This window comes from Nonomuraea sp. NPDC059023, from assembly GCF_042740095.1.
In the GTDB taxonomy this organism is placed as follows: domain Bacteria; phylum Actinomycetota; class Actinomycetes; order Streptosporangiales; family Streptosporangiaceae; genus Nonomuraea.
The window spans coordinates 100,670-114,893 of the sequence record NZ_JBHYIO010000038.1; the positions used below are offsets into that span (position 1 = coordinate 100,670).

The following is a 14,224-nucleotide window of genomic DNA, read 5'->3' on the forward strand; positions in this document are numbered from 1 at the left end:
TCCCCGACCAGCTCATGCTCTACCCTTGGGGTTCTCCGCTCGGCCCGGCCCTTCCCCCCCGGGCGCGCCTCCGGCGCCCACCGCTGGCGCCCCAGGGTCAGGACGAGACGCTCAATCCCGGCTGGACGCCTTCCGCGGTTGGGGCTTGGATGTCTCCGGCGGGGAGCCTGGACAAGATCGCCTAATTTCCGTCCGTCTCGTCGGCACGCCGCCGCCATGCCGGCTCCTCATACAGGTCCGGCCACTGTCCCCGTCGCAGCCTGTTCTGCCAGATAGCGGCCACGACGGCAGCGAGCAGCAGGCCGACCATCACCGCGACGCCACCTGCGGACAGCAGCAGTTCTGGGGCCCAGGCGCTCATCCCGCCCACTGTGATCGCTCCCGCGAACATCAGCATGAGCACGACCCGGTCCGTGATGCCGATGGACCGCCGTTGGCCGACGTGCACGCCTTCGGCGGGGAGCAGTTCCCACACCTGCCCGCACGCTGGACACCGCCATGGCGAGGGGTTCCCTGCTAAGGCGACAGGCCGGTCGCATTCATGCGTGCCGGGCTGCTCGTCCACCTGGTCAGCCTCCTCCGGCAGGTCAGGCGTAGTCGAGTGGATATCAGGTGTAGTAGGACCGGCAGAAGAGCGGCCGCCGGTTCGAAACCCGTGATCACGATATCTCCTTGGCAGCGCTCCCGGCCGAGGGCTCGGCGGTCGGCGCACTTGCCAGGAAGTCCCTCATGAACCCCTTGAGCAGACGGTCGGCGTGCGGCTTCCACCGGACTCCGAGTCTTGCCCGAGCCCATCGTGCACTGTGTAGTTGACCTTGTCCGGCTTCATGCGGAGTGACTGGCGTCTCGGACCGTCACGCCCGCTTGCACGTCGTCCAGCCGCACAAGCAGCTCACGAGCCACCACGTGCTGCATGTCGTACTCATCCTCATCGAACCTGAGGATGGCGTTGCGTTCGACCGGAACCACCGGCGGCAAGTAATAAGCGAACAAATCCGCCCGCACTCCGAAAGGGGAGCAGTCGCCCACGGTGAAGACGGCGGCGTTGAGCCGTAGGTGAGAACATCGTGAGATCGCTTCCGGGATGCACGCCGGGCACGTCGGCGGTGCGTTGGTATAGCCGTCGCCATCACCGCCGTTGCCGGACGACAACAGCCACCAAATCCGACCCGTCTCCCGATCTACAGCGGACCGCGCGCACACCTGGCACAGCCGCTTGTCCATGCAGCGCCATTGCCTCAGCGTGTTGACCGACTTGAAGTCAGGCCGGCCCGTGCGGTTCTGGCTCTGCCGCAGCAGGAGGACACCGTTGCGGAAGTCGTCTCGTTGCGGCACCGCGTAGCTCAGTCGCAACCCGCCGTGGTCGGGTACCCACTTCAGCGGAGGGTTCTGAGCCTCTCCTGTCCACCCGATCACGTACGGACAGCGGAACGCTCGCTCGCTTGCCGTGGCCGTTGTCATGCCGACGCTCCGGCGTTCTGCGTGACCAGCAGGCCGACGCGGTCCGGGTAGTCGCTTGGCACCATCTCGATTCGGCTGTGCCGAGGCTCGTTGTCCGGGCCGCCGCGCGCCAACTCGACGGCGTAACTACCGGAGCGAGGGCCGACGGTGACTGTGGCGATTCTCCATCCGGCGTTCGCGTAGATGATGAGCTTGGGAGGGTGCCAAAGGGTCTCGCCAGTGGAGTAGAGCTTGATCGCGCATCGGTCGGCAATCCGCTTGATCAGTTGGGCATGGATGCACGCTGCCGTCAGATACTCAAGAACCCGGTCAAGAGCCGCGTTCTGCGCTGCCGCTTCGTCCTCCGGTATCGGCTGGCATAGCAGGTCATCAGCCGATGATGTGCTGTGTGTGCGGGTCATGCGTCGACGGTAGGAGGGAGCGTTTCGACGGCTCCACAAACTTGCGGACACTTGCGGGCGCCTACTCGAGGGAGTCCATCGCTCGCTTGATTAGGGCTCGGGCTTCTCGCCCGAAAACGGCTATTTCGTGGAACCGCATGAACGTCTCGGCGTACATCCCGATCTCTCGCGGTTGCGTGATCGTAAGGAAGCCCGATACCAACTCCACGTTGGCCTGCGCGTCATCGAAGATGTAGAAGTTCTCGACAGGCCAGCGGCCCGCGCGCTCCGTGTCGGGCGGGATCACAGCCAGCGACACCGATGGCAACGCCATTGCCTCCAGCAGGTAACCGAGCTGTCCGATCATCACCTCAGGCCCACCACGCCGATAGGTGAGCGCCGCTGTCTCCAAGATGAAGACAAACCGATGATTACCCTCGTAGAGGATGTGCTGACGGGCCATGCGCTCTGCGACGGCATCGGCGACATCATCCACTGGCACCTTTCTGCCGTCGCGGATGGCCGCCAACGTCGCTGTGGTGTATCCGGCTGTCTGAAGGAGACCTGGAATGACGTCCTGGCAGTACGACCGATAGAGACGGGTACGTTCGTACAACGCGCGCACCGCGACGTTCAGATGGGTGAGGCCAGTCTTTTCCGCCCGTCGCCAGTCCAGCCATGCCGAGTCCACCGCACGTAGCTCAGCGATCAACTCAGGCAGTAGGCCAGGCACTCCACACGCTTGCACCCAAGCGGCAAGATCGTTTTCGGACGGTTGCTTCTTGGCGTTCTCGATCCGAGACGTCTTGGACTCGTGCCAACCGGCAAGGGCTGCGAGCGCCCTGGCGTTCAGGCCGGCATCAAGGCGGATTTCGCGTAGCCGCAACGCAAGCGCCTGCCTGGCCGCCTGGGCGCTGGAACTGGGCGAGTGCGAACTGCGCATGGATCTATGCGACCGGTGCGATCAGCAGGGCGCTCAGATCCGATACTCCGAATGATTGATCGCCCGTTCCCATGCCGCCGCGAAGGCGGCGGCACAGTGCTTCACCGTGGTTGCGTCGTCGGTTTCGTCGTTGGAGATCCACGTGCCGTCCCCGGCGAAATGACAGAACTGCACCAACCTGTCATCGAAGATCCACACATCGTTTCCCGGCAGAGCCAGGTCAGACGCCAGACGCCGAGGGAGCCACCTGATCACTTCCCCGGCGGCAAGGTTGACGCCGGGAGTAACTGCGTGCTCGAAGGCGATATAGGTGCTGACAGGCTCCGACACGATGCGGACTCGATGCATGGCCACGCGCCGCCTGACAGCAGTCCGCGCCGTAGCCGTCCAGTCCGAGTACTGGCGGACAGCCTCACTGAGATCTCCAGCTTCCCAGGCCAGATAGCCAGGGTCTCCGGTCATGTACTGGTCGCGCATCTCCAGCTTGAACGCCGTATGCTCACACGTCGCCAGGAGTTCGCTGAAGTTCGCCATGGCACGCCTCCATGATGATCTCGATCATGCGCGCCGGAAGGCGCACCACCGATTCGCTGTCCAGAATCGGGCTCTTGTCATTGACCCATGCGAGTAGCTCCGAGTCCGTTATGGTCGCGCCTTGGAAGAGGAAGTCACCCGTGACGGAATCCCTGAAGACGGCCGGGCAGTTGTTGCCTGGGTTGTCGGGATCCTTGCCGTAGAACGCTAGCGCCATGGCGATCTCCTACGTTTGGGGCTTGCGATTCCTTGCGCACTTGCGAGCCTGAACTCTCAAACGGCCGGCGTCAATACAACATCAGCGCTGGTGCTGACAACGATGGATCACCCCGGAACGACGAGAAGCCTCGGACTTCGCACACGCCAAGTCCGAGGCCGGCGGGAGATCTATCTAGCGCGGCGGGCGGGTGATCGACAGGACGGGGCCGGTTCTATCGGTGAAGAAGTCTTCGCCCTTGTCATCGACCACGATGAACGCCGGGAAGTCCGCCACCTCGATCTTCCACACGGCCTCCATCCCCAGCTCGGGATACTCCAGCACCTCGACCTTCTTGATGCAGTCCTGTGCCAGCCTCGCCGCCGGTCCGCCGATGGAGCCGAGGTAGAACCCGCCGTACGCCGCGCACGCCTCGGTCACCTGCTTGGACCGGTTGCCCTTGGCCAGCATCACCATGGATCCGCCCGCGGCCTGGAACCGTTCGACGTAGGAGTCCATCCGGCCCGCGGTCGTCGGCCCGAAGGAGCCGGAGGCGTATCCCTCGGGCGTCTTGGCGGGGCCGGCGTAGTAGACCGCGTGGTCCTTCAGGTACTGCGGCATCTCGCCGCCGTTGTCGAGCAGTTCGCCGATCTTCGCGTGGGCGATGTCGCGGGCGACGACGAGCGGGCCGGTGAGCGACAGCCGCGTCTTGACCGGATACTTCGTGAGCTCGGCGAGGATCTCCTGCATGGGGCGGTTGAGGTTGATCTCCACCACGTCGTCGGACAGGTGCTCGTCCGTGGTCTCCGGCAGGAAGCGGGCCGGGTCGGTCTCCAGCTTCTCCAGGAAGACGCCCTCCGGCGTGATCTTCGCCAGCGCCTGCCGGTCCGCCGAGCACGACACCGCGATCGCCACCGGGCAGGACGCCCCGTGCCGCGGCAGCCTGATCACCCGCACGTCGTGGCAGAAGTACTTGCCGCCGAACTGCGCCCCGATGCCGAGCTTCTGGGTCAGCTCGAACACCTTCTGCTCCAGCTCCACGTCACGGAAGCCGTGCCCGGCCGCCGACCCCTCCGTGGGCAGCGCGTCGAGGTAGCGGGCGCTGGCGTACTTGGCCGTCTTCAGCGCGTACTCCGCGCTGGTGCCGCCCACGACCACCGCCAGATGGTACGGCGGGCAGGCCGCCGTACCGAGTGAGCGGATCTTCTCCTCCAGGAACGCCAGCATGCGCTTCTCGTTGAGCACCGCCTTGGTCTCCTGGTACAGGAACGACTTGTTGGCCGACCCGCCGCCCTTGGCCATGAAGAGCAGCTTGTAGCTGTCGTCGCCCTCGGCGTACAGCTCGATCTGGGCGGGCAGGTTGCTGCCGGTGTTCTTCTCCTCCCACATCGTCAGCGGCGCCATCTGCGAGTAGCGGAGGTTGAGCTTGGTGTAGGCGTCGTAGACGCCGCGGGAGATGTGCTCGGCGTCGCGTCCGTCGGTGAGCACGTGGCGCCCGCGCTTGCCCATGACGATCGCGGTGCCGGTGTCCTGGCACATGGGCAGCACGCCGCCGGCCGAGATCGACGCGTTCTTGAGCAGGTCGAGCGCGACGAAGCGGTCGTTGCCGCTCGACTCGGGGTCATCGACGATCTTCCGTAGCTGGGCCAGGTGGCTGGGCCGCAGGTAGTGGGAGATGTCGTGGATCGCGGTCTCGGTCAGCGACCGCAGCACCTCGGGGTCGACTTCGAGGAACGTCCGCCCGGCCGCCTCGACCTTCCGCACCCCCTCCGTGGTGATGAGCCGGTACTCGGTCTCGTCTGCGCCAAGCGGAAGCAGGTCGGTGTAGTCGAACTCGGGCATTCTCTCGATCCTTTCGGTCCCCATAGAGGGTACGCCCACCGGAGGTCAGTGCCCGCCCGCCTGCCGGGCGGCGGCCTGCACCCGGGCGAGGTGTCTCTCCCACCACGCGGCCTCGCCGGAGGGGAGGTCGTCGTTGCTCCGGCGTCCAGTTCCTCGATGGTGGCGTCGGCGTGGGCGCGCGGGCGTCGCGCAGGTAGCGGTGGAGCTGCGCCTTGTGATCGGTCATGCTCAGAGTCTCGTGCACGGGGAAAGGGGTGTTCCAGCATGGTCAGGGATGACTTCCTCGCCGCCGCCCGCTCGGCGGCGGGGCTGCTGCGCGCGCCGGAGGTGGCCGCCGCCTGGGACGGTCCGAGCGCGCTCGCCGGCTTCAGCGTGTCCGGCCTCGCCGGGCATCTCGCCTATCAGGTTCTGGGTGTACGGCACGCGCTGGCCGACCCGGTTCCGGAGGAGGAGACGGTCACCCTGCTCGGCCACTACGCGCGCGTGGAGTGGATCGGATCGGCTCCCGACGACCCGGTGAACGTCCGGATCAGGGACGGCGGCGAGCAGGTCGCGGCGGAGGGCGCGGACGCCCTGGCCGGTGCGCTCGACGCGGCGGTGGACGAGCTGACGCGGACGCTGGCCGTGGTGCCGGAGCGGGCGGTGCGCATCCCGTTGTGGGGGCCGTGGTCGCTGTCGCTGTCCGACTTTCTCCGTACGCGGATGATGGAGCTGGCGGTGCACAGCGACGATCTGGCCGTGAGCGTGGGGGTGGCGACTCCGGTGCTGCCCGACGCGGTGATGGAGACGGTGATCGACCTGCTGGCGCGGCTGGCCGTACGGCGTCATGGGGGGACTGAGGTGTTGCGGGCGCTGTCTCGGGCCGAGCGTTCGCCGGGGAGTATCGCCGCCTTCTGAATGAGACGAGACGGTCCGTCTTGACATGGATGGAGCGCGACCGCATACTTCTCGAAGCGAGACGAACCGTCTCGGTTCACTTTCTGAGGAGACACAGTATGCGTACCGCCCAAACGTGGTTCATCACCGGTGCCAGCCGCGGCCTCGGCCGCGCGTTCACTGAGGCCGCGCTGGAGCGCGGTGACCGGGTGGCGGCCGTGGCCAGGAACGTCGGTTCCTTGCGTGAGCTGCAGGAGAAGTACCCGGACGGGCTGCTGGTCCAGGTGCTCGACGTGACCGACCGGGACGCGGTGTTCGCCGCCGTGAAGGCCGCGCACGAGCACTTCGGCCGCCTGGACATCGTGGTCAACAACGCCGGGACCATGTCCTCCGGCATGATCGAGGAGTTCACCGAGCAGGAGGCCAGGGCGCAGTTCGAGGTCAACTTCTTCGGGGCGTTGTGGGTGGCTCAGGCGGCGATGCCGTACCTGAGAGAGCAGAGGTCGGGGCACATCGTGCAGATCTCCAGCATCGGGGCGCTCGGCGCGTTCCCCACGACCGGCCTGTACAGCGCGAGCAAGTTCGCGCTTGAGGGCATGAGCGAGGCGCTGGCCATGGAGGCCGCCCAGTTCGGGGTCAAGCTCACGATGGTCCAGCCGGGCGGCTACTGGACCGATCTGTACACGAGCATGGCCACGGCCGAGCCGCGCCCGGAGTACGCCGAACTGCGGGCCGAACTGGCCAAGCAGTGGGCGGAGGGTTCGGTGGACAGCGAGCCGCGCCTGGCCGCCGAGGCCATGCTGAAGCTGGTCGACAGCCCGAACCCGCCGCTGCGGCTCCTGCTCGGCAGCCTGGTCTACGACCTGGCGTTCAGCGTCTCCCAGCAGCGCATGGAGACGTGGGCCGCCTGGGAGGAGGTCAGCCGGGCCGCCGAGAAGGCGGTGCCCGCTCCCGGGCTCACGGCGTGAGCATGGAGACGGCGGTGTCCACGGCCCCGGCCACGTCGTCGTCCTGCGGGTACAGCAGTGCCCGGCCCACGACCAGCCCGCGCACACCGGGCAACTGCAGGGCCTTGCGCCACGCCGCGTACGCCAGGTCGGGCGCGTCACCGGGATCGCCGCCCAGCAGAAGCGTGGGCAGGGTGGTGGCGGCCATGACGCGCTCCATGTCCGCCACGACCGGGATCTTCAGCCAGGTCCTGGCCGAGGTCGCGCCGAGGCCCTGGGCGACGTTGACGGCCTTGATGACGCCCTCGGGCGACAGGTCGTGGCCGGAGCGCGCCGACCAGAACGGCTCGACCATGGCGATCAGGCCACCGGCGGCGAGTTCGGTCACCGCCCTGCCGCAGGATTCCAGCGTGGCGGCGGTGCCCGGCTCGTCGAGGGCGATGCGGCAGAGCATCTTGCCGCCGTCGAGCCGCATCCGGGCGATCGTCGGCACGTCGTAGGCGGTGAAGCGGTCGTCGAACTCGAAGACCGCTCCCTGGATGCCGCCCCGGTTCATGGAGCCGATCACGATCTTGCCGTGCAGGGCGCCGAGCAGCAACAGGTCCTCGATGACGTCCGGCGTGGCCAGCAGCCCGTCCACGCCCGGCCTGGCCAGCGCGGTCACCAGGCGGTCGAGCAGCTCCACCCGGCTGCCCATCGCCAGCGGGCGCGGGCCCGCCCTCAGCGCGCCGCGCGCGGGATGGTCGGCCGCGATGATCATGAGCTGGCCGCGCGCGCCGGTGGCGGGACGGCGCCGCCGCGAGGCCGCCGCGTCCGCGATGCGCTCCGGATACAGGGCCCTGATCTGCCTGATCTCGCGGTAGTCAGCCAATGCCCACCATCTCAGTGATTTCGACAGGACGCCGCTCGCGCCGCGACAGCTCCGCCGCCTCGGCCACGTAGAGGGCGGCCAGCGCGTCCCCGATCGTGCACTGACCGGTCGAGCCGCGCAGAAAGGCATCGATCTCCAGCGCGTACGCCTCGGCGAACCGGGTCACGAAGTCCGGCCACGGCGGCCCGTCGAACCCGCTGATCGGCGCGCGCGGGCCCAGCCCGACCACGTGGGTGGCCTTGCTCCCGGCCAGTTCCATCCGCACGTCGTAGCCGGCGCCGTTGTAGCGCGAGCCCTGTACGGTGGCCAGCGTGCCGTCGTCGAGTGTGAGCAGCGCGGCGCTGGTGTCCACGTCCCCCGCGGCGGCGAAGAAGTCCGCCGGGCCCAGGTTCGAGCCGGTGGCGTAGACGGTGGCCACCTCGCGGCCGGTGATCCAGCGCACGAGGTCGAAGTCGTGGATGTGGCAGTCGCGGAAGATCCCGCCCGAGGTGGCGATGTACTCGGCGGACGGCGGAGCCGGGTCCGCGGTGATGAGGTGGAGCCGGTGTGGTTCGCCCAGCTCACCCGCGCGCAGCGCCCGAGCGGCTTCGGCGAAACCGGGGTCGAAGCGGCGCTGGAAGCCGATCTGCACGTGCGCGCCCTTCTTGGCGGCCAGTTCGGCCAGCGCGCGGGTCTCCTCGACGGTCGCGGCGACCGGCTTCTCGCAGAAGGCCGGGATGCCACGCTCGATGGCCGTCCTCAGCAGTTCGGCGTGCGTTCCGGTCGGCGTGGCGATGACCAGCGCGTCGCAGGTGAACGGGTCACCCGGCCGCCCGTGCGGCGACGTGCGCACCGGGTCGGCGACGATCAGTTCCTCGACGAGCGGGTGGGCGGCCAGCGTGGCCGCGTGGAAGGCTCCGATCCTGCCCAGGCCGAGCAGTCCGACGCGCATCGCGCCTCCAAGGGTGTCGGCTTTCTTTCTAGGCGACGCCTCTGCCTCAGTCAAGACTTTGTCCTGACATTCTGACCTTTAGCTCCTGTACGGCTCCCGCCGCCCGATGCACCGGCACCCGCGCGAAGCCGACCACCATCGCCGGCGGCCCCGGGCTGAACCGCATCGGCCCCACCGGCTCGGCGGCCAGCCCGAGCGCCTGCGCGGCGGCGGCCGCGGCCGCCTCGTCCCAGTCCTCGGGCAGCTCCAGGTACATGTGCAGCCCGGCCTCGATGCCCCGCACCCGGATCTCGGGCAGTTCCTCGTTCAGCGCGGTGACCAGGGCGTCCCTGCGCCTCCTGTACTCCCTGCGGGTGCGCCGCAGGTGCCGGTCGTAGCCGCCGGTGCGCAGGAAGTGGGCCAGCGCGTACTGCTCGATCACCGGGGAGCCGAGGTCGAGTTCGCCGCGCGCCCGCCGTACGGCGGCGGCGAGGTCTTCCGGCGCGGCCACCCAGCCCAGCCGCAGGCCCGGCGCCAGCGACTTGCTCACGCTGCCGGAGAGGATCACCCGGTCGGGCGCGAGCCCCTGCAGGCAGCCGACGGGGTCGCGGTCGAAGCGGAACTCGGCGTCGTAGTCGTCCTCCAGGACGATCCCGCCCCACTCGATGAGCTCGGCGCGGCGGCCGGGGGAGAGCACGACGCCGGTCGGGTAGTGGTGGGCCGGTGTGAGCAACACCGTGTCCGCCCCGCTGGCTGCCAGCGCCTTCACGTTCAGGCCCTCGTCGTCGCTGGGCACCGGTACCGGCGTCGCGCCCGCCCTCCTGACCAGCGGGACCTGGCGCGGGCTGCTGGGGTCCTCGATGGCCAGCCGTTCGACGCCGAGTACGAGCAGGCTCAGGCTGAGTCCCTGCGCCACGCCGCCGACGATGATGAGGTTCTCCGGGCGCACGTCGGCGGCCCTGACCCGCTTGAGGTAGCCGGCCAGCTCCTGCCTGAGCTCCGGCACGCCGCCCGGGTCGCCGTAGTCGAACGCGTCGGAGGGCAGCGTGGCCAGCACGTGCCTGACCGAGGCCAGCCAGCGCTCGCGCGGGAAACCGCTGAGGTCGGGCGAGGTGGGGCGATGGCCGTAGAAGGGGGCGCAGACGGTGTCCTGGCGCGGCGGCGGCGCCTGGCGCGGCGCGGCGACGGCGGCGGCCACGTGCGTGCCCTTGCCCACCCGCGAGACCAGGAACCCCTCCGCGACCAGCTGCTCATACGCCTCGACCACCACGCCTCGCGACACGGCCAGATCGGCGGCGAGGTCCCGGCTGGCGGGCAGGCGCGTACCGGGCGCGAGGCGGCCGTCGCGGATCGACCCGCGCAGCTCGGCGGCGATCTGCGCGGCCAGCCCGCCCCGCTCCCGATCGAGCGGAACATGAAGATCGGTCACATTGGTCCCCGTTTATCGCGGGATATTGGACTGTTTCGGCAAGCCATTGTCTTTCTAGCATGCTGACCATGAGAAACGGAGCCCTCGGCGCGGCCACGGCCATGTTCATGGTGGGAACGCTCGCCGCCGTATCCGGCCTGATCAAGGACTATCCGGTGTACGGCGGGCAGGCCGTGCGCTACCTCCTTGCCGCGGCGGTCCTGCTGGTGGTGACCAGGGCGCTCGGGCTGCGGTTCGTCCGGCTGACGCTCCGGGAGACCGGTTGCCTGGTGGGGCTGGCCGTACTGGGGCTGGTCGTGTTCAACATCTGCGTGATCGAGTCCACGCGCGACTCCGGCCCGGCGCTGGTCGGCACCGTACTGGGGACCGTACCGCTGGTGCTCGCGCTGGTCAGCGGCCGACCGGCGCCGCGGCTGCTGGCGGGGGCGGTCGTCGTCGTGGCGGGCGCGACGCTGGCCACCGGGCTCGGGACGGGGAGCACCGGCGGGCTGCTGTGGGCGCTCGGCGCGCTGGTGGGCGAGGTGAGCTTCTCGCTCCTGGCCATTCCGCTGCTGCCGAAGCTGGGGGCGATCCGGGTGTCGGCCTACTCGACGGCGCTGGCGGTGCCCATGCTGGCCGTGGCGGGGGTGGCGGTCGAGGGCACGTCGATGCTCCGGGCGCCCACGATGCCGGAGGCGCTCGGGCTGCTCTACCTGGCCGTTGTGGTGACGGTGGTGGCGTTCTTCCTCTGGTACTCGGCGTTGCCCAGGCTCGGGGCGGGGCGGGCGGGATTGTTCGCCGGGATGATCCCGGTCGGTGCGATCGTGACCGGGATGCTGCTCGGCGTCGCCACACCCTCCGCCTACGACCTGCTGGGTGCCGGGCTGGTGATCGTCGGCATCGTGGCCGGGCTCACCGCTCGGCGCGGGCCCTCCGCGGCTAGCGTTTCAGCGTCGGCCACTGTCCGCTCTTGATGCCGCTCAGCACGATGAACACGGTGGCGACCCCGATGCCGCCCACGACGAGCAGGCCGATGGCCATGACGACGATGTATCCGACTTCCATGGCGGCCTCCCTCCTCTTACCGGATGAAACGCCGGGAGGAAGGCACCTGGTGTCCCGATATTTCGCGTTTTACCGAGATTTTGCGCCACTAGCCACAGAGACCACCCGCCCCGGGATCCTCCGCTCCCCACTGCCATCTGCCCGCAACCGCCCTCTCTTGGACCGCCCGCAGCCCGCCGGCCACCCTCTGCGGGGCAGGCCGCTGGGCGGGCCCGGTGCGGTGCGGGGTGGGTGGCGCCTGTGGGGTTCGGTTGCTCGCGCCTGAACCGGGTCAGGAGGTCTGGGCGGGGAGTTTGGGGTGGAAGCCGGGGGCCAGGGCGATGATGGCGGCCGCCAGGACCAGGGGTGCCGCGAACGCCACCTGCATCCCGGCCGCGTCCGCGATGCCGCCGACCAGTGCGGCGCCCACGATGAAGCCCACGTAGTTGAAGAGGTTCACGCGGGCGATCGCCACCCCCGTGCCCGCCGGGTCCAGGCGTCCGGCGGCCGAGAACGACTGGGGCGCCACCACCGACAGTCCCACCCCGGTCAGGCCGAAGGCGACGATGGCGAGCGGCTGGTTCGGGGCCAGGACGATGCCCAGGAAGCCCAGGGCGGCGATCGCGCCGCCGATCCGCACGATGGCCGCGGGGCCGTACCTTCTGACGGCGAAGTCGCCGCCGAGGCGCACGAGCAGCGTGGTCGCCTGGTACGCGGCGTAGGCCAGCGGGATGACCGAGGCGCCGGCGGCCAGGACGTCCTTCATGTAGACGGTGGAGAAGTTGGAGATGGCGGCGTCCCCGACGTACAGGAAGGCCATCGCCAGGCAGAGCGGGATGATCGGCTTCCACGGGAAGCGGGCGGCGGCGGGCGCGGTCTGCTCGGTCTTCTCCTCCTCGATCGTGCAGAGCAGCGGCCCGGCGATCAGTGAGCCCGCGACGGCCAGCACCATGGGCAGGGCCATCGTCAGCGACAGAGGGAGGACGGCGGCCATGGCCGACGCCCACAGCGCGCCGAGCAGGCTGGCGACGCTCCATACGCAGTGGAAGCCGTTGAGCAGCGGCCGGCCGTACCGGCGCTCGACGGCGACGCCCTGCATGTTCATGCCGGCGTCGACCGCGCCGACGCCCAGCCCGAACAGGAGCAGGGCCACGAGCAGGACGGGCACGTTGGGCGCCAGGCCGGTGAGGACGACGGCGGCGGCGACCAGCGGCTGGGCCAGGCGGAGCAGCCACTTGCTGCCCAGGCGCGCGGCCAGCGTGCCCGCGCCGACGCTGCCGACCCCGGCCAATACCGGGACGATCAGCAACAGGAGGGTCAGTTCGCCTTCGTCGAGCCGATGCCGGCCCTGAATGGCGGCGACCTGCGTGAGCAGGGTGGCGAAGGAGAGTCCTTGCACCGCGAACACGGCGAACGTGCCGGAGCGGGCCAGGCGGTTTCGGGGGGTCTTCACCGCGTGCCTCCTGCAGTAAACATGAGGTGGCGTCAGGTTAGTGCCTTGGCCTCTCTCCTGACCAGGTCCTGCCGCAGCAGCGGCGCGAACCCCCACCACAGCAGCAGCGTCGTGCCCCCGCCCAGCAGTACGCCGCCGATCGTGTCGGAGAACCAGTGGGCGCTGAGGTAGGTGCGGTCCCAGACCATCAGGACCGTGAAGACGGCGCTCGCCGTCAGCCCGGCCCGCAGATTCCCGGCGGCCATCACGGCCACGATGACCAGGCAGAACGCCACCGCCGTCACCACGTGCCCAGAAGGGAACGAGCCGATGTCCACGCTCACCATCGGATCGGCCGGCCGCTCGCGCAGCACCAGCCGCTTGACGCCCTGCGCCACGACGGTGGTGGCAGCGGCGGCGGTGAGCAGCAGCACCGCGCCCCAGCGCCGCCCCGTCGCCAGCCACCAGGCCATCAGGACCACCATGATCACCACACTGCCCCGCCCGCCGCTGAGGTTGAGCAGGTGCGACAGCAGGGTGAGCGCGTCGTTGCGGGTGCCGAGCATGGCCTCGTGCCACGCGGTGTCGAAGCCTTGCGTGAACGGCGCCGCCGGGTCGGCCAGCATGATCCCGGTGAAGACGGCGCCCAGGGCGAGAAGGACGAGGCCGCACGCGAGCGTCCAGCGGGGGCGGATTTCCATGCCGGGGAAGATAGGCGAACCCCTTAATGCTCGGTAGGTTTGTTGCAATTATGTGACCTGGTAAGGTGCCGGGGTGAAACGCCGGGGATACGCCACTGGGGAGGCACGGCGCGAGCGCATCCTCGCCATCGCCCTGCTCGAGTTCGCCGAGAACGGCTACCGCGGCGCCTCACTGGCCCGCATAGCCGAACGCGCGGAGCTCACCCAGGCCGGCCTGCTCCACCACTTCAAGAGCAAGGAACGCCTGCTCCTGGCCGTCCTCGACTACCGGGACGAGATGGACATGCGCCGCTACGGCTTCGACGCCAGCGACGGGCCGGAGATGCTGAAGGTGCTGGTGGACGTGGTCGAGTACAACTCCCGCGTGCCCGGCCTCGTGCAACTGTTCTCCGTCATCAGCGGCGAGGCCGTGACGGCCGACCACCCCGGCCACGAGTGGGCCAGGAACCGTTACCACCGCCTGCGCGAAGGCGTCGCCGCCGCCCTGCGCCGCAGCGCCGAGAGCGGCCAGTTCCGCGCCGACCTCGACGCCGAGGCCCACGCCGACCGCCTCATCGCCATGATGGACGGCCTGCAGACCCAGTGGCTCCTCGACCCGGACCGCGTGGACATGCCGGCGATCTTCCGCGGCTACGTCACCGACCTGGCCGCCGCCCTCCGCGAGCCCTGACCACGCGCC

The 14,224-nt window shown here is 69.3% G+C and carries 17 protein-coding genes; 4 read left to right on the forward strand and 13 right to left on the reverse strand.

Annotated features, from left to right (window positions below; genetic code table 11):
- Positions 1 to 181: 181 nt before the first annotated feature.
- The 7 genes from ACFWYW_RS45525 to ACFWYW_RS45555 form a co-directional block, all read right to left on the reverse strand.
- Complete coding sequence (locus ACFWYW_RS45525) at positions 182 to 475, reverse strand: hypothetical protein (protein WP_379610698.1); 294 nt, start codon at positions 473 to 475, stop codon at positions 182 to 184.
- A 350-nt stretch (positions 476 to 825) separates the two neighbouring features.
- Complete coding sequence (locus tag ACFWYW_RS45530; protein WP_379610697.1) at positions 826 to 1,461, reverse strand: hypothetical protein; 636 nt, start codon at positions 1,459 to 1,461, stop codon at positions 826 to 828.
- A complete protein-coding gene (locus ACFWYW_RS45535; RefSeq protein WP_379610696.1) occupies positions 1,458 to 1,862 on the reverse strand; it encodes a hypothetical protein in 405 nt (134 codons plus the stop codon). The genes ACFWYW_RS45530 and ACFWYW_RS45535 overlap by 4 nt, the downstream gene beginning before the upstream one ends.
- Positions 1,863 to 1,923: 61 nt before the next feature.
- Positions 1,924 to 2,784 (reverse strand): DUF5753 domain-containing protein, encoded by an 861-nt coding sequence (locus ACFWYW_RS45540; RefSeq protein WP_379610695.1) that lies wholly within the window; start codon positions 2,782 to 2,784, stop codon positions 1,924 to 1,926.
- A gap of 33 nt (positions 2,785 to 2,817) precedes the next feature.
- Positions 2,818 to 3,318, reverse strand: a complete 501-nt coding sequence (locus ACFWYW_RS45545; RefSeq protein WP_379610694.1) for a DUF6879 family protein — start codon at positions 3,316 to 3,318, stop codon at positions 2,818 to 2,820.
- Positions 3,284 to 3,535: a hypothetical protein gene (locus tag ACFWYW_RS45550; protein WP_379610693.1), complete on the reverse strand. Its 252-nt coding sequence runs from the start codon at positions 3,533 to 3,535 to the stop codon at positions 3,284 to 3,286. Before ACFWYW_RS45550 ends, ACFWYW_RS45545 begins: the two co-directional genes overlap by 35 nt.
- Before the next feature lie 174 nt (positions 3,536 to 3,709).
- The gene (locus ACFWYW_RS45555; RefSeq protein WP_379610692.1) at positions 3,710 to 5,356 is read right to left on the reverse strand and encodes a fumarate hydratase; all 1,647 of its coding nucleotides are present in this window, start codon (positions 5,354 to 5,356) and stop codon (positions 3,710 to 3,712) included.
- A gap of 264 nt (positions 5,357 to 5,620) precedes the next feature.
- Here ACFWYW_RS45555 and ACFWYW_RS45560 point away from each other — a divergent pair, with 264 nt between their 5' ends.
- A complete protein-coding gene (locus ACFWYW_RS45560) occupies positions 5,621 to 6,253 on the forward strand; it encodes a maleylpyruvate isomerase N-terminal domain-containing protein (RefSeq protein WP_379610691.1) in 633 nt (210 codons plus the stop codon).
- A gap of 98 nt (positions 6,254 to 6,351) precedes the next feature.
- Positions 6,352 to 7,200, forward strand: a complete 849-nt coding sequence (locus tag ACFWYW_RS45565; protein WP_379610690.1) for an SDR family oxidoreductase — start codon at positions 6,352 to 6,354, stop codon at positions 7,198 to 7,200.
- Here ACFWYW_RS45565 and ACFWYW_RS45570 read toward each other — a convergent pair.
- The 3 genes from ACFWYW_RS45570 to ACFWYW_RS45580 are packed head-to-tail and all read right to left on the reverse strand — an operon-like array spanning position 7,190 to position 10,389.
- Positions 7,190 to 8,050 carry a deoxyribose-phosphate aldolase gene (locus ACFWYW_RS45570; RefSeq protein WP_379610689.1) on the reverse strand — a complete coding sequence of 287 codons (861 nt, stop codon included), beginning with the start codon at positions 8,048 to 8,050 and terminating at the stop codon, positions 7,190 to 7,192. The two genes, ACFWYW_RS45565 and ACFWYW_RS45570, sit on opposite strands and share 11 nt — an antisense overlap.
- Positions 8,043 to 8,981 carry a Gfo/Idh/MocA family oxidoreductase gene (locus tag ACFWYW_RS45575; RefSeq protein ID WP_379610688.1) on the reverse strand — a complete coding sequence of 313 codons (939 nt, stop codon included), beginning with the start codon at positions 8,979 to 8,981 and terminating at the stop codon, positions 8,043 to 8,045. Before ACFWYW_RS45575 ends, ACFWYW_RS45570 begins: the two co-directional genes overlap by 8 nt.
- A 46-nt stretch (positions 8,982 to 9,027) precedes the next feature.
- Positions 9,028 to 10,389 (reverse strand): PLP-dependent aminotransferase family protein, encoded by a 1,362-nt coding sequence (locus ACFWYW_RS45580; protein ID WP_379610686.1) that lies wholly within the window; start codon positions 10,387 to 10,389, stop codon positions 9,028 to 9,030.
- Between the two features lie 68 nt (positions 10,390 to 10,457).
- Between ACFWYW_RS45580 and ACFWYW_RS45585 the strand changes: the two genes are divergently transcribed.
- Entirely contained in the window at positions 10,458 to 11,342 is an 885-nt protein-coding gene (locus ACFWYW_RS45585; RefSeq protein WP_379610685.1) for an EamA family transporter, read from the forward strand.
- Here ACFWYW_RS45585 and ACFWYW_RS45590 read toward each other — a convergent pair.
- The 3 genes from ACFWYW_RS45590 to ACFWYW_RS45600 all read right to left on the reverse strand — a co-directional run bounded on the left by ACFWYW_RS45590 (position 11,308) and on the right by ACFWYW_RS45600 (position 13,545).
- Positions 11,308 to 11,433 carry a hypothetical protein gene (locus tag ACFWYW_RS45590; RefSeq protein WP_379610684.1) on the reverse strand — a complete coding sequence of 42 codons (126 nt, stop codon included), beginning with the start codon at positions 11,431 to 11,433 and terminating at the stop codon, positions 11,308 to 11,310. The genes ACFWYW_RS45585 and ACFWYW_RS45590 overlap by 35 nt on opposite strands.
- 271 nt (positions 11,434 to 11,704) lie before the next feature.
- Complete coding sequence (locus tag ACFWYW_RS45595; RefSeq protein ID WP_379610683.1) at positions 11,705 to 12,865, reverse strand: MFS transporter; 1,161 nt, start codon at positions 12,863 to 12,865, stop codon at positions 11,705 to 11,707.
- A 32-nt stretch (positions 12,866 to 12,897) separates the two neighbouring features.
- A complete protein-coding gene (locus ACFWYW_RS45600) occupies positions 12,898 to 13,545 on the reverse strand; it encodes a phosphatase PAP2 family protein (protein WP_379610682.1) in 648 nt (215 codons plus the stop codon).
- Positions 13,546 to 13,618: 73 nt separating this feature from the next.
- Here ACFWYW_RS45600 and ACFWYW_RS45605 point away from each other — a divergent pair, with 73 nt between their 5' ends.
- A complete protein-coding gene (locus tag ACFWYW_RS45605) occupies positions 13,619 to 14,215 on the forward strand; it encodes a TetR/AcrR family transcriptional regulator (RefSeq protein ID WP_379610681.1) in 597 nt (198 codons plus the stop codon).
- Positions 14,216 to 14,224 lie beyond the last annotated feature (9 nt).

Excerpts from the sequence above, each read along its gene's own strand:
- ACFWYW_RS45565 (WP_379610690.1), top strand. The coding sequence starts at position 6,352 with ATGCGTACCGCCCAAACGTGGTTCATCACCGGTGCCAGCCGCGGCCTC.
- ACFWYW_RS45530 (WP_379610697.1), bottom strand. The coding sequence starts at position 1,461 with ATGACAACGGCCACGGCAAGCGAGCGAGCGTTCCGCTGTCCGTACGTG.
- ACFWYW_RS45540 (WP_379610695.1), bottom strand. The coding sequence starts at position 2,784 with ATGCGCAGTTCGCACTCGCCCAGTTCCAGCGCCCAGGCGGCCAGGCAG.
- ACFWYW_RS45575 (WP_379610688.1), bottom strand. The coding sequence starts at position 8,981 with ATGCGCGTCGGACTGCTCGGCCTGGGCAGGATCGGAGCCTTCCACGCG.
- ACFWYW_RS45545 (WP_379610694.1), bottom strand. The coding sequence starts at position 3,318 with ATGGCGAACTTCAGCGAACTCCTGGCGACGTGTGAGCATACGGCGTTC.
- ACFWYW_RS45535 (WP_379610696.1), bottom strand. The coding sequence starts at position 1,862 with ATGACCCGCACACACAGCACATCATCGGCTGATGACCTGCTATGCCAG.
- ACFWYW_RS45590 (WP_379610684.1), bottom strand. The coding sequence starts at position 11,433 with ATGGAAGTCGGATACATCGTCGTCATGGCCATCGGCCTGCTCGTCGTG.
- ACFWYW_RS45555 (WP_379610692.1), bottom strand. The coding sequence starts at position 5,356 with ATGCCCGAGTTCGACTACACCGACCTGCTTCCGCTTGGCGCAGACGAG.
- ACFWYW_RS45600 (WP_379610682.1), bottom strand. The coding sequence starts at position 13,545 with ATGGAAATCCGCCCCCGCTGGACGCTCGCGTGCGGCCTCGTCCTTCTC.
- ACFWYW_RS45560 (WP_379610691.1), top strand. The coding sequence starts at position 5,621 with ATGGTCAGGGATGACTTCCTCGCCGCCGCCCGCTCGGCGGCGGGGCTG.
- ACFWYW_RS45585 (WP_379610685.1), top strand. The coding sequence starts at position 10,458 with ATGAGAAACGGAGCCCTCGGCGCGGCCACGGCCATGTTCATGGTGGGA.
- ACFWYW_RS45550 (WP_379610693.1), bottom strand. The coding sequence starts at position 3,535 with ATGGCGCTAGCGTTCTACGGCAAGGATCCCGACAACCCAGGCAACAAC.